Origin of the sequence: Polaromonas sp. CG_9.7 (genome assembly GCF_015752205.1) — a bacterium.
Taxonomy (GTDB): Bacteria; Pseudomonadota; Gammaproteobacteria; order Burkholderiales; family Burkholderiaceae_C; genus Polaromonas.
Genome location: NZ_JADOVG010000010.1, coordinates 51,103 through 64,001, shown reverse-complemented (window position 1 = coordinate 64,001; position 12,899 = coordinate 51,103). Strand labels below are relative to the sequence as shown.

Genomic DNA, 12,899 nt, shown 5'->3' with positions numbered 1-12,899 from the left:
GCCATGCCTTCAGTTCCCTCATCCCCGCAGGCGCCTGCACGGCCCGAGCGTCCGCCCATGAAGCCGCTCGATTTGGCGCTGGATGAACTGGTGGGCTTCGCCGCGCCGCTGGCGCCCGCCGAAAGCGTCTCGACCTTCGAGGCTGATGGCCGCGTTCTGGCGCAAGACCTGGTGTCCGCCCTGGATGTGCCGGCACACGACAACAGCTCGATGGACGGCTACGCAGTGCGCTGCGCTGACTGGCTGGGTGCTGAAACGCCGCTGCCCGTCAGCCAGCGTATACCGGCTGGCAGCAACGGGCATGCGCTGGCGCTGGCAAGCGTTGCGCGAATCTTTACCGGCGCGCCGGTGCCGCCGGGTGCCGATGCGGTGGTGATGCAGGAAGACTGCCATGCTGTGGAGGGCGTCATCCGCATCGCCGCGCAGCCCCGGCCCGGCCAGTGGATTCGGCGCCGTGGCGAAGATGTGGCTGCCGGTGCTGTTGTGCTGGGGCATGGAACACGCCTTTCACCGGCGTCGCTCGGACTGGCGGCCAGCATTGGCTTTGACCGGTTGCAGGTCGCACCGCGTGTGCGGGTGGCGCTGTTTTCCACCGGTGACGAACTGGTCATGCCCGGCGATGTGGCACCTGCCGACATGAAGCCCGGCGCAATCTACAACTCCAACCGCTTTTTCCTGAAAGCCTTGCTGCTGCGGCTGGGCTGCACCGTGACCGACCTGGGCATCGTGCCCGACCGGCTCGACGCGACCATTGGCGCGTTGCAAGGCGCCAGCTTGAAGCATGACCTGATCCTGACGAGTGGCGGCGTGTCGGTTGGCGAGGAAGACCACATCAAGCCTGCCGTGCAGGCGCTGGGAACCCTCAACCTGTGGCAGATCGCCATTAAGCCCGGCAAGCCGTTTGCCTACGGAAAGATTGACGCCGCCCATTTCATCGGATTGCCGGGCAACCCGGTGTCGAGCTTTGTGACCTTTTTGTTGCTGGTGCGGCCCTTTATCCTGAAGCTGCAGGGAGCGACTGAAATTACGCCTGAATCCATCGCGATACACGCCCATTTCGATTGGCCAAAAGCCGATAAACGGCGTGAATTCCTGCGTGTCAGGCTGAATCCGGCAGGCGGGCTGGACCTGTTCGACAACCAGAGTTCTGGCGTCTTGACCTCGGCGGTCTGGGGCGACGGGCTGGTGGACAACCCCGCCGGCCAGACCATTGCGCACGGCGACACGGTGCGCTTCATCCCGTTTTCAGCATTGCTGTCTTGAAGGACTGTTGACCCATGAACGTTACCATCAGGTACTTTGCATCGATCCGCGAAGCCATCGGGCAGGGCAGCGAGACACGCCAGACGTCCGCCCTGACGCTGGCCGGCCTGCGCGACGAACTGCTGGCCGCCAGCCCGGCGCATGCCGCGAGCCTGGCGCGCGGCACAGCGGTTCGCATGGCCCTGAACCAGGTCATGGCGGGCGAAGCTGCGCTGCTGACCGACGGCTGCGAAATTGCTTTTTTCCCACCGGTCACTGGAGGCTGAGCAGCATGGCAGCCCGCGTCACAGTCCAAACCGACGACTTCAATCTGACCGACGAGGTCGACGCGCTGCGTAAAAATGACACGCGCGTTGGCGCCGTCTGCACTTTTACCGGCACGGTGCGCGACCGCAACGACGGCCTGAATGTCAGTTCCATGGAGTTGGAGCACTACCCCGGCATGACCGAAAAAGCCATTGAGGCGATGATTGACGAAGCCGTCAGCCGTTTCGATATTTTTTCCGCCCGCATCATTCACCGGATCGGCCTGTTGCAGCCGCTTGATCAGGTGGTGATGGTTGCCGTCACGTCGGCGCACCGGGGCGAGAGTTTCAAGGCCTGCGAGTTTTTGATGGATTACCTGAAAACCCAGGCGCCGTTCTGGAAAAAAGAGCAGACGCCCGAAGGCGCGCGTTGGGTCGATGCCCGTGTCAGCGACGATGCGGCACTGGCCAAGTGGGGCATCGGCGCGACCAACGCCTGAGCCTGCAGCGCCCAAGCTTGACCTTTGTCAAACTTCCCGTCATGCCGATAGCCTGACGGCACCACGGCGGCTTGCAAAGCTGCGCAAAAGCCCCAAGATTCGCCGGGTCAGACCTTTTAAAGTTCTATCGGAGATTTCATGCGACAAGACAAACTCACCACCAAGTTCCAGGAAGCGCTCAGCGAAGCCCAGACCCTGGCCTTGACCAACGACAACAACTACATCGAGCCCGCCCACCTGCTGGCTGCCATGCTGCGCCAGGACGACGGGCCGCGCGCTTTGCTGGAGCGGGCCGGCGTCAATGTCAAAGGCCTGATGCAGGCTGCCGACGCTGCCGTCAAGAAGCTGCCGCAGGTGCAGGGTCAGGATCAGGTCCAGGTTGGCCAGGAACTGGCCCGGCTCCTGCAGGCGACCGAAAAGGAGTCCATCAAGCGCAACGACCAGTTCATTGCCGGAGAGCTCTTTTTGCTGGCCCTGACCGACAGCAAGGCCGACGCAGGAAAGATCGCCCGCGAAAACGGCCTGACCCGCAAGGCGCTTGAAGCGGCGATTGACGCGGTGCGCGGCGGGCAGAACGTCAACAGCGCGGACGCCGAAGGCCAGCGCGAAGCCCTGAAGAAATACTGCATGGACCTGACCGAGCGCGCCCGGATGGGCAAGCTCGACCCGGTGATTGGCCGCGATGACGAGATTCGCCGCGCCATTCAGGTGCTGCAGCGCCGCACCAAGAACAACCCGGTGCTGATCGGTGAGCCCGGCGTCGGCAAGACCGCCATTGTCGAAGGCCTGGCACAGCGCATCGTGGCGGGCGAGGTGCCCGATTCGCTCAAGGGCAAGCGCGTGCTGTCGCTCGACATGGCTGCGTTGCTGGCGGGTGCCAAGTTTCGCGGCGAGTTTGAGGAGCGACTGAAAACCGTGCTCAGCGAGCTGGCCAAGGACGAAGGTCAGACCATTGTTTTCATTGATGAGTTGCATACCATGGTCGGCGCCGGCAAGGGCGAGGGCGCGATGGACGCGGGCAATATGCTCAAACCCGCGCTGGCGCGCGGCGAGTTGCACTGCGTCGGCGCCACCACGCTCGATGAATACCGCAAGTACATTGAAAAAGACGCTGCGCTGGAACGCCGTTTCCAGAAAATCCTGGTGGGCGAGCCGACCGTGGAAGCCACCATTGCCATCCTGCGCGGCCTGCAGGAAAAGTACGAAACCCACCACGGGGTGCAGATCACCGATCCGGCCATCGTTGCGGCGGCCGAGCTGAGCCACCGCTACATCACCGACCGGTTCTTGCCCGACAAGGCGATTGACCTGATTGACGAGGCTGCCGCCAAGGTCAAGATCGAGATTGATTCCAAGCCCGAAGTCATGGACCGGCTGGACCGCCGGCTGATCCAGCTGCAGATCGAGCGCGAAGCGGTTCGCCGCGAAAAGGATGAAGCCTCGCAAAAGCGCTTTGGCCTGATCGAGGAGGAAATTGAAAAGCTGCAAAAAGAAATTTCCGACATGGACGAAATCTGGCAGGCCGAGAAAGCCCAGGCACTCGGCTCCAAGGACGTGATGGAGGAAATCGACAGCATCAACACCCAGATTGATGAATTCACCCGCAAGGGCGACTTCAACAAGGTGGCCGAACTGCAATACGGCAAGCTGCCCGAATTGAAAAAACGCCTGAAACAGGCGCAGGATACCGAAGAAAACAAGAGTGTCGACAACAAGCCCCGGCTCTTGCGCACCCAGGTGGGCGCCGAGGAAATTGCCGAGGTCGTCAGCCGCGCCACCGGGATTCCGGTCGCCAAGATGATGCAGGGCGAAAAAGACAAGCTGCTGCAGATGGAAGACAAGCTGCATGAGCGCGTCGTCGGTCAGGAAGAAGCCATCGGTGCCGTCGCCAACGCCATTCGCCGCTCGCGCTCGGGCCTGTCGGACCCGAACCGCCCCACCGGCAGTTTTCTATTCCTCGGCCCCACGGGCGTCGGCAAGACCGAATTGTGCAAGGCGCTGGCCGGCTTTTTGTTCGACAGCGAAGACCACCTGATCCGGGTCGACATGAGCGAGTTCATGGAAAAGCATTCGGTCGCCCGCCTGATCGGCGCGCCGCCGGGCTATGTCGGTTACGAGGAAGGAGGCCACCTGACCGAGGCGGTGCGCCGCAAGCCCTACAGTGTGCTGCTGCTCGACGAGGTGGAAAAAGCGCATCCGGACGTGTTCAACGTTTTGCTGCAGGTGCTGGACGATGGCCGGCTGACCGATGGCCAAGGGCGCACGGTGGACTTCAAGAACACGGTGATCGTCATGACCAGCAACATCGGTTCGCCCATCATCCAGTCGATGGTCGGCCAGCCGTATGAAGAGATCAAGGACGCGGTGACGGACGAGTTGAAAAACTATTTTCGGCCCGAGTTCCTGAACCGGATTGACGAGACGGTGGTGTTCCACGCGCTCGACGCCAGCAACATCGAATCGATTGCCCGCATCCAGCTCAAGGTGCTGATGGCGCGGCTTGAAAAGATGGACCTGACGCTGGAGGTGTCGGAAGCGGCGATTGCCGAACTGGCCAAGGTGGGGTTTGACCCGGTGTTTGGCGCCCGGCCGCTCAAGCGTGCGATTCAGCAGCGGATTGAAAACCCGCTGTCCAAACTGCTGCTTGAAGGCCGCTTTCCACCCAAAAGCACGATTCCTGTGGATGTGGACCCGATCCACGAGCCGGGTGTCTTCAAGTTCGCGGCGGCGGCAGAACTATGAACAAGCGCGAGCTGCTATTTAATAAATAGCAGCTCGCGCTTTTCCTGCAGGCGTCAGAGGCAGTTTTTAATAAGATTTAGCAGCTGCCAGGCTCTTTTCGAGCCTTGACTTTCAGGGCGCGACGGCACCTTCCTGATACTGTGGATGCGACGATTCAAACTCGGGCAACTTAAACAGCGATGTTCCTACAGCCGCCACGCGGGGAAACGCCGACACATCGACTCCAAAGCGTTCCGCACCGATCAGGTGGCTGGCCAGCGCCAGGTCGGCCAGGCTGAGCGTTTCGTTGTGGCAGCGTGTGGCGCCGTCGTGCAGCAGCCCTTCGTAAGCGCTCAAACCTTCGCGATACCAGTGCGCAGCCCATTCGCGGCCTGCTGCGGCGTCAGCGCCAAACTGCGCGGCCAGGCGCTTTTGCACGCGTGGTACTGCCAGAGGATGGGTGTCGGCTGCAGCCAATAAAAACATTGACCGGACACGCGCCCGCCCGGCTGCATCGGGCGGCAGCAGCGGTGTGGCGGGGTAGGTTTCTTCCAGCCACTCCAGGATCGCCAGGCTTTGCGTCAGCGGCTCGGGCGTGCCCCCTTCGAGCGCAGGCACTGCGCCGGCCGGATTCAGGGCGCGAAACGCTGGCAGGTTGTGGTGGCTCGCTGACAGGTCGTGCATGCGTTCTTCAAAGGCCACGCCCTTGAGCTTGAGGGCTGCGCGCACGCGGTAGGCGGCCAGTGACAGCCAGTAACCATGAAGAATGAGCATGAAGGCTCCTGTGAAATGAAGGTGTGGTTTGAGGCGAAAGCGCCATGTCCGGCGCAGCGCTGGCCGGATTATGTTGCAGCCTTGGCTTTGCGCCAGCCACGACTCGTCATTCAAATGCATGCCTTCTACAAAAAGGGCAATGCCTGCAGCCGGTGATTTGGTGTGCCTAACTGTCCACAAACCCTTCCAGTTGCGCCACCGAGCGCGGGTCGGGCGACCACACTTCCAACAAAAAGTCGGCTTCCTCGTGCCGCGCCAGACGGAGCCAGCCCAGTTGCGCTGCCAAGGCGCGGTGCACGTCGTCACCGTTCAGCGCGTAGCCTTCAACGGGATGACGCCAGTGACAGGCCAGCAAGGTGCCGTCAGGCTCCAGTGCCGCTTTCATCTGGTCAATCAGTTTGGCCAGTTGTCCATGGTCGAGGTAAAAGCCGATCTCGCTGAACACGATCAGGTCAAAACTGCCCGTTGGCCAGTTGTCAGGCACCCAGCCCTGCAAAAAACGGATATTCGCCGAGCCTTCCAGCCGCTGGCGTGCGCGTTCGAGCGCGGCCGGCACGCCATCGGATACCAGCAATTCAGCACAGCGCGGTGCCAGCGCAGCGGCCAGTTCGCCGTTGGCGCAACCGGGTTCGTAAGCGCGCCGGTAGCGCTGACGCGGCAAGCTCGCCACTGTCAGGTCGCGCTTGCGAGCCTCATACCAGCGGGTCTTGAAGCCCCACGGATCGTCTGCGCGCTCAAACAGCTGGGTGAATTCTTTTCTGTCCGGGTTCACAACGTGGCCTCGACTGGCATGAAGTATTCAAAGCCACGCTGCATTCGCGCCAAGGCAAAGCCGGGCAGCACAGCAGGCGCGCCGGTGTCTTGCGGCACCAATTGGGTTCGGTGGGCGGCTAGAGCCAAGGCTTTGTTGCGCAAGCTGTTGGCAGGCAATGCCAACCGGCGCAGGTGTGGCCACGGCACACGCGTATCGCCAGGCCGTGCCCAATGCCACATCCACACCGGGGCCTGCCAATGGCGGCAGCCCCTTTGGCTGCAAACCCGCGCGGCAACCTGGCCAGCGGCTTCATGGTCGGGATGGCCGTCCAGTTGCCACGTGGAAAACACCACATCGCGGGGCTGGAGCAATTCGGCGAGTCGCTGCGCCAGAAAATCCTCCGAAACGGCCAGCTTGCCATCCGGCAATGCCAGGCGGTTTTGGCTGCATGGTGGCAGCCCCAGCTGGCGCAGACCCGCCAGGCTTTCGCTGATGCGGGCCTCGGCCAGCTTCGCAGGCGGCCACTGCCGTGAGCCCGGATGGCTGGCTTCGCCGTCGGTCAGCGCAATCACCAGAACGGGGCTGCCGCGCGCAGCCAGCATCGACAGCAGGCCGCCAAAGCCAATCACTTCATCGTCCGGATGCGGCGCAAGCACCATGGCGCGGCAAGCCGGGGGCACCAGGTCGTCCAGTGTCACCAAGGGCAGCTGGCCCAGGCCGGACCACGCCTGCCATTGGATTTCAGGCGTGCCTTCGCCTGCGATCTGGCGGTCGAACACTACAGCGCCCATGACTGTAGTTCTGCCGCGGCAGCGCGTTCGCCCAGGGCCGCAAAATCGCGTTCAGCATGACTTTGGCGCAGATACACCGGCAAGTCGCAGGCCATGCGTGCAAAGCGGGCATCCTTGCAAAAAGGGGAGGCGCCCAGCGCCCGGCCGGTTTGCGTCAGCACTAGTTCGGCGCTGGCTTCAGCACTCAGTCGCACCCGCAACGCCAGCGCGCTGGCGTCGGCCGCAGGATGCGCGTCAATCCAGGCCGCTGCCTCGCGCAGCAATGCAGCGGTGTGCTGGAGCGCCAGGTCAACTTTGCCCAGGGCGATATGGCGCAGCAGGTGTTTGTCACTTTGGCCGACTTGCGACGTGGCTTGCCACAGCGCATGCGCCAGTGAATGCGCGCCGCCCAGCCAGCAGGCTGCAATGCCTGCGCCGCCGTGCCAGAAACCGGGGCGCTCCAGGTAAGCGCCAGCCTGGCCAATCAGTTGCGCGCGGGCGGAGGAAAAAACCACGTCGACGCTTGCGCTGGCCGCCATGCCAATGGCTGGCCAGACTTCTTTGGACACCTCCACGCCGGGCTGGCGCATGGCTACGCTGGCCAGAAACGGCCCGCTGCCGTCGCTGCGCCACACGGTGAGCAGGCCATGCGAGACCGATCTGGCGCCGGAGCACCAGGCCTTGCGGCCCTCAAGCCAGATGCCGTGCGCGCCGTCATCAGCGTCTGACTTTTCAGCGTCGTTGCCAATCGGCAGGAAAACCACCTTGGCATCGGGCGGCTCGGCGGCCCACATGCCCCAGCTTGAACCGGGCGGAACTGGTGGTGCCCCCAGTTCGCGCATGATGGCCAGCGCATCGGTATGGCCCTCGAACAACTTGGCCAGCGACAAGTCCTGCGAACCCACCCGTGCCAGCGCCTGCCAACGCTCCAGCGTGCGACCGCTGCCTGGAGCAGGCAAGTCGGCCAGGCCGGTAGCCACAAGTTCTTGCAGACTTTGGGCAACCTCGAGTTCATGCGACGGAACTGGCACAGCCGCACTGATGGAAAGAGCGTGCTCAGGGCTGTCGCTTAGAGGCATGCAGCCGCCTCGCCGCCCAAGCCGGATTCAGGAAAAACGTTGAGCAAAGTGGCGCCAAATCCGCCAACTGCGCGAAAATCTTTGCGGGCGCTGGTCACGACGCGTGGCGCGGCCGACCAGGCAATCAGGGCGCCGCAGGCTTGCAGCGCATGCACCAGTGCCACGTCTTCGCTGCAGGCCAGTGGCGGAAAGCCGCCTGCATCGCGGTAAGCCTGGGCGCTGACGCCCAGATTGGCCCCGTGGATATGCCGGTGACCATGCGCATCGTTGTAAGTGGTCTTGAAATGCATCGCCAGTTGCGGCGAATGCCCGCTCCAGTCGTTGACGGCTACCGTGCCGCAAACTGCATCGCTGCACTGCTCAAGTTGATCCGCCAGCCAATCGGGCGAAACCAGTGTGTCCGCGTCGGTGAATGCCAGCCAGCGCGCGCCCATGTCCAGGCAGCGTTGTGCGCCAGTTGCGCGGGCAATGCCAACGTTGCGCGCCTGCACGTGGAGTGTTTGAACACCATGGGCGGCGGCAATATTTGCGCTGCCATCGGTGCAACTGTCGAGCACGACCAGGGTATGCACGATTTCGCTGTGAAGTTTGGGCGACGCCGCCGCAGCAGCGACAGCCTGCAAGCAACTGGTCAGCCACGCCTCTTCGTTGTGAACGGGTATGACTATGCCCAGCATGACCGGCATGCACGATCAAGCGTGGCGTTGCAATGGAACATTAAATCGTTATGAATCGGATGAATGCGGGCTGCCGGGTGCAGCCGCTTTCCATCCAGGCCAGAGGCAAGAAGGTGAATCATCAAGTTGTCCGGGTAGAAAAACTTATAAAAACTAAAGCAGGGAACGTTGAAAATTGCCTTCAAGACTAATGTGCCGGTTTGTGTGGGCAGGTAAGAATCCACCATTTCTGGCGGTAAGCGCCTGCAACGAAGCTGCTGAGGGTTTGGGCTAGCCGGAGTAGGTCTTGCCGCCAGGGTGAGGACGGTTCTACTGAATAACTGTCAATGGCTTGGCCAATGAAGAATTACATTCAAGTGCGGTTTTGGAGCTAGAAAATCAGCAAACACGGGTGTGCCTGACAGTGCGTCATGCTGCCAAGTGAAATCTTAAAAGCGGTGGCTGTGCTCGCCCGTGTGTCAACCAGCAGCAGATTGAAAACCCGGGCTTTTCAGTCTGTTGCCTGGAGGCCGCTGTGCACCCGGTATTTCGTCCGTTTGAATAGGGACCAGACCCGAAATTCAGGCGCAGTCAAATTTGGACAGCCTCCAGCCCAAGCCTGTATTCCCTGAAAAGTCGTTTTTATGGCAATGCCTGCCATGGCAATGCAGGCCAGGGGCTTCAGCCGCCACTGCCGGTTGAAAAGGTGAAATTTCGACTGAAAGACGTGCCATTGTTGGTGCCACTGAGCATCACGGTATAACCCGTTTCCGATAGCAAGGGCGCGTCCGGTACGACATAGGCCTGGTGTGGCCCGAAGCAGCCAGTCAAGCATGGCCCGTACGGGTCGTTGGCTGAAGTGATTGGAGCCCTCAATGCCACGGCCTCGCCAGTGGCCGCCCGGAACATGGCTGCGCTGGTAATGGCCAGTCGATTTCCTTCCCGCACCGCGATGTACACGGTAGAGCCCAGCGGTTTCGTGCGCAGGTCGCGGCCTGGTACCGGATTGGGGGTTTCATTGCTCAGCTGCGGGTTCACGCTGCCCGTGCCTTCGCAGGGATAGGTTTGCACGTCATTGCTGCCCAGTCTTTGCTGGCCGGCGCTGGCGGTGTAGGCAGCGTTGATCTGCACAAAAACACCGGGTTGGCCCTTGCCGGTGTCGTCCCTGGAACGCACCGCCACGCCGACATCGCGGTAGCCGCTCATCAGCCCGTTGAGGTGGTAGGGCGCATTCAACAGCGCGCGAATTCCCAGCACGCCGATGCCGCGCTTGGGCAACGATGCGTTGCTGGAAGTGAAAAAAGCGAATTCGTCGGTCACGCCACCCAGGTCGGTGTAGCCCTGCGCCCGCACGCGGGCGGCCGGGTCGGTGCCGGTGAAGCCTTCCGGAAACCGGTTGGCGTCTTCCAGGTGCGAATTCAGGCTGTTGATGATCAGGTAGTCGGCATGCGCGCGCGCTGCCCTGTCGAGCGATATGTTGGACGCCAGCAGCCCGAAACCGCAGCGCTCCCGCTCGGCATTAAGCAACTGATAGGCCGACAACTCCTCGCTGTTTGGCGGATAGTTGGTCGGCGTGGCCACCGTGGACACGATGGAGGGATTGGGCGACGCAGGTTGCGCGGCGGGTGGCGGCAATGTTGTATTGCCGTCGCTGCCACCCCCACAGGCCGATAGCAATGCCGCCAGTGCGAGCACAGGCGCCAGCCGGGCAGAGGTGGCGATGCATGGCGATCCGAAATTGAAAAAGTGTGTATTCATAAATTCCGGATAAGTAACAAACAACGACGAAGAAAAAAAGCATCATCGGCAGTGATTCGACACGATAAGCGTGAATTGGTCCACGCGCTGTAAGCGTTTGTCTCTTTCTGCTATAAATTTAATAGCTAAAACTGCTTTTCCAATAAGCGCGAATGGACTTTTTTACATAAAAAGTGTCATGCCATATCGGGCTGGTTCGATTGATTCCGGGTGTCCGGGCTGAGAGCGACAGGCATTTATCTGGTGAATCCCGCGCTGCCGGTCAGCGGCCGCTGGCTTCGAGCCGCAGCACGCGGGCGCGCAGCGTGTCCAGTTCTTCCAGCAGTTCCAGCGCCAGCGCCGCACCGGCCAGGTTCACGCCCAGGTCGCTTTCAAGCCGCAGCGCCACGCGGGCGCGCTGCACGTGCACGCCGGTGAAGCGCCATTCGCCGGGCGCGTTGTGGGCCGGCGTCAGCAAACCTTCGTCCACCAGTTCGACAATGCGCTCGGTCTGCGCGGCGCAGGCGCGGCACAGCTCATTCAGGCTCAATTCGGTCTGGTCTTCGAGGATCAGTCCGGTGACGTGTACAAGTTGGAAGTCGGTGGTCATGGCTGGCCTTGCAGTTTGGCTCTGGGTTTGAAGGTGTTGAACTGCCTGGCCATGCTTTCGTAAAAGGCCTTGCTGCTGTCGCTGTCTGCGGCCGGCACGGAAATTTGCAGTACGAAGTAAAAATCGCCCGGCGTGCTGCCCGGCAGGCCGCGTCCCTTGACGCGCAGTTTGCGTCCGGCCGCCGAGCCGGGCGGCACCGTGACCTCGACGCGCCCGGTGGGCGTGGGCGCTTGCACATCGGCACCCAGTGCGGCTTCCCATGGCGCCACGGGCAGGTCCAGGTAAACATCGCGCAGTTCCACGCGGAACAGCGGGTGTGGGTTGAATTCCACGTCAAGGTACAGGTCGCCCGCACTGCCGCCGCCAACGCCGGGCGCGCCCTGGCCGCTCAGGCGGATATGCTGCCCGGCGCGAATGCCCTTGGGCACGCTGAAGCTGATCTGGTGCTCACGCGGAACGACATGGCCCTGATCGTCCATCTCGGGCACGCGCAGGCTGATGGTTCGGGTGGCGCCGCTGTAGGCGTCTTCCAGGTCAATGAGGATCTTGGCATGGCGGTCTTCGCCAGCGGCGCTGTAGCGGGCGCGCTGGCCGCCGGCGCCCGCGCGTGAACTTCCGGGGTTGCCGTCGGTGGCAAACCCCTGGCGGAACAGCGACTCGAAAAAGTCGCTGTAGTCGCCGTTGCCCTCCGGAAAATCCCGCGGCGCACTGCGGCCGGCATGTTCGGCGCCGGCGTTCCAGCCGGGCGGTGGACGAAAGTCCTGGCCTTCTTTCCAGTGTTGGCCCAGCTGGTCGTAGGCGGTACGTTTTTCCGGGTCTTTCAGCACCTCGTAGGCTTCGCCCAGCTGCTTGAAGCGTGCGTCGGCGTCTTTTTCCTTGCTGACATCGGGATGGTATTTGCGTGACAGCTTGCGGTAGGCGCGTTTGATCTCGTCAGGCGCGGCATCACGGGCCAGGCCCATGACGGTGTAGTAATCCTTGAATTCCATGAAGGCCTTCTTAGTGCAGATGCGACCCATGGCGGGCCATCAGCCACCTTAGCGCAAAAACGCGCCGGTTTCACTGTCCTGTATCAGGCCGCTGTGTAAGCCATGGGCTCGTCCGGCTATTTCACCGGAATCGGTGTCGTGACCGGCACCGAAACAGCGGTCACGCTGTTTTGCGGCGAGCCTTCGATCAACCTGTCGGAATAGGTCAGGTAAACCAGCGTGTTGCGCTTGGCGTCCACCATGCGCACCACGCGCAGCCGCTTGAAGACCAGTGAAATACGTTCGCTGAACATTTCCTCCTGCTTGTCGAACGGCTTGCCGGTAGGAAAGCTGATGACGCCGGTCTGGCGGCAGGCAATCGACGCATCGGACTTGTCCTCGGCCAGGCCGAAGGCGCCTTTGATGCCACCCGTCTTGGCGCGCGACAAGTAGCAGGTCACGCCGCTGACCTTGGGGTCGTCGTAGGCATCGACGACGATCTTGTGGTCGGGGCCGATGAACTTGAAAACGGTGTCGACGGCGCCGACTTCCTCGGCGCTGGACAGGCCGCAGCCGCTCAGGACCAGGGCCGCGGCCAGGGCAGCGCGCCGCCAATGGCGCGAAATGGAGAAGGGCAGGCAAGCGATGGGAGCGGTAGAAGCTGTAGAAAAGTTGGAAGTGCGCATTGGGGGAAACTCCTTGAAGGAAGGCCGAACAGCATCGTGAACCATAAGTTGTCCGTGGAAACGGGTCAACTCCAACGCCTTTTCGGCGCTATATGCGATAGGCAAGCGCATCCTATCCGTGGAAATCGGGCCAACC

14 protein-coding genes are annotated in these 12,899 nt (G+C 62.1%); 5 read left to right on the top strand and 9 right to left on the bottom strand.

Annotated elements, in window-relative coordinates; genetic code table 11:
• Positions 1-3 precede the first annotated feature (3 nt).
• The 4 genes from glp (at position 4) to clpB (ending at position 4,750) form a co-directional block, all read left to right on the top strand.
• A complete protein-coding gene (gene glp, locus IWX87_RS11715) occupies positions 4-1,263 on the top strand; it encodes a gephyrin-like molybdotransferase Glp (RefSeq protein WP_196863701.1) in 1,260 nt (419 codons plus the stop codon).
• A 14-nt stretch (positions 1,264-1,277) separates the two neighbouring features.
• Complete coding sequence (locus tag IWX87_RS11710; protein WP_196863700.1) at positions 1,278-1,529, top strand: MoaD/ThiS family protein; 252 nt, start codon at positions 1,278-1,280, stop codon at positions 1,527-1,529.
• 5 nt (positions 1,530-1,534) lie between these two features.
• A complete protein-coding gene (moaE, locus tag IWX87_RS11705) occupies positions 1,535-2,008 on the top strand; it encodes a molybdopterin synthase catalytic subunit MoaE (protein ID WP_196863699.1) in 474 nt (157 codons plus the stop codon).
• A 138-nt stretch (positions 2,009-2,146) separates the two neighbouring features.
• Complete coding sequence (clpB, locus tag IWX87_RS11700) at positions 2,147-4,750, top strand: ATP-dependent chaperone ClpB (protein WP_196863698.1); 2,604 nt, start codon at positions 2,147-2,149, stop codon at positions 4,748-4,750.
• 111 nt (positions 4,751-4,861) lie between these two features.
• On the opposite strand, the gene maiA is transcribed toward clpB, so the two are convergent.
• A complete protein-coding gene (gene maiA / locus IWX87_RS11695; protein ID WP_196863697.1) occupies positions 4,862-5,503 on the bottom strand; it encodes a maleylacetoacetate isomerase in 642 nt (213 codons plus the stop codon).
• Here maiA and IWX87_RS11690 point away from each other — a divergent pair.
• Positions 5,489-5,659: a hypothetical protein gene (locus tag IWX87_RS11690; RefSeq protein WP_196863696.1), complete on the top strand. Its 171-nt coding sequence runs from the start codon at positions 5,489-5,491 to the stop codon at positions 5,657-5,659. The two genes, maiA and IWX87_RS11690, sit on opposite strands and share 15 nt — an antisense overlap.
• A 10-nt stretch (positions 5,660-5,669) precedes the next feature.
• On the opposite strand, the gene IWX87_RS11685 is transcribed toward IWX87_RS11690, so the two are convergent.
• The 8 genes from IWX87_RS11685 to IWX87_RS11650 all read right to left on the bottom strand — a co-directional run bounded on the left by IWX87_RS11685 (position 5,670) and on the right by IWX87_RS11650 (position 12,763).
• Entirely contained in the window at positions 5,670-6,275 is a 606-nt protein-coding gene (locus IWX87_RS11685; RefSeq protein WP_196863695.1) for a class I SAM-dependent methyltransferase, read from the bottom strand.
• Positions 6,272-7,048, bottom strand: coding sequence for a PIG-L deacetylase family protein (locus IWX87_RS11680; protein ID WP_196863694.1), 777 nt, complete (start codon positions 7,046-7,048; stop codon positions 6,272-6,274). The genes IWX87_RS11685 and IWX87_RS11680 overlap by 4 nt, the downstream gene beginning before the upstream one ends.
• Positions 7,036-8,106, bottom strand: coding sequence for an acyl-CoA dehydrogenase family protein (locus tag IWX87_RS11675; protein WP_196863693.1), 1,071 nt, complete (start codon positions 8,104-8,106; stop codon positions 7,036-7,038). The genes IWX87_RS11680 and IWX87_RS11675 overlap by 13 nt, the downstream gene beginning before the upstream one ends.
• Positions 8,097-8,783: a glycosyltransferase family 2 protein gene (locus IWX87_RS11670; RefSeq protein ID WP_196863792.1), complete on the bottom strand. Its 687-nt coding sequence runs from the start codon at positions 8,781-8,783 to the stop codon at positions 8,097-8,099. Before IWX87_RS11670 ends, IWX87_RS11675 begins: the two co-directional genes overlap by 10 nt.
• A 660-nt stretch (positions 8,784-9,443) precedes the next feature.
• Entirely contained in the window at positions 9,444-10,520 is a 1,077-nt protein-coding gene (locus tag IWX87_RS11665) for a CAP domain-containing protein (protein WP_196863692.1), read from the bottom strand.
• A 262-nt stretch (positions 10,521-10,782) separates the two neighbouring features.
• Positions 10,783-11,109, bottom strand: coding sequence for a chaperone modulator CbpM (locus tag IWX87_RS11660; RefSeq protein ID WP_196863691.1), 327 nt, complete (start codon positions 11,107-11,109; stop codon positions 10,783-10,785).
• Positions 11,106-12,098: a DnaJ C-terminal domain-containing protein gene (locus IWX87_RS11655; protein ID WP_196863690.1), complete on the bottom strand. Its 993-nt coding sequence runs from the start codon at positions 12,096-12,098 to the stop codon at positions 11,106-11,108. The genes IWX87_RS11660 and IWX87_RS11655 overlap by 4 nt, the downstream gene beginning before the upstream one ends.
• 116 nt (positions 12,099-12,214) lie before the next feature.
• Positions 12,215-12,763: a CreA family protein gene (locus tag IWX87_RS11650; protein WP_231374757.1), complete on the bottom strand. Its 549-nt coding sequence runs from the start codon at positions 12,761-12,763 to the stop codon at positions 12,215-12,217.
• Positions 12,764-12,899 lie beyond the last annotated feature (136 nt).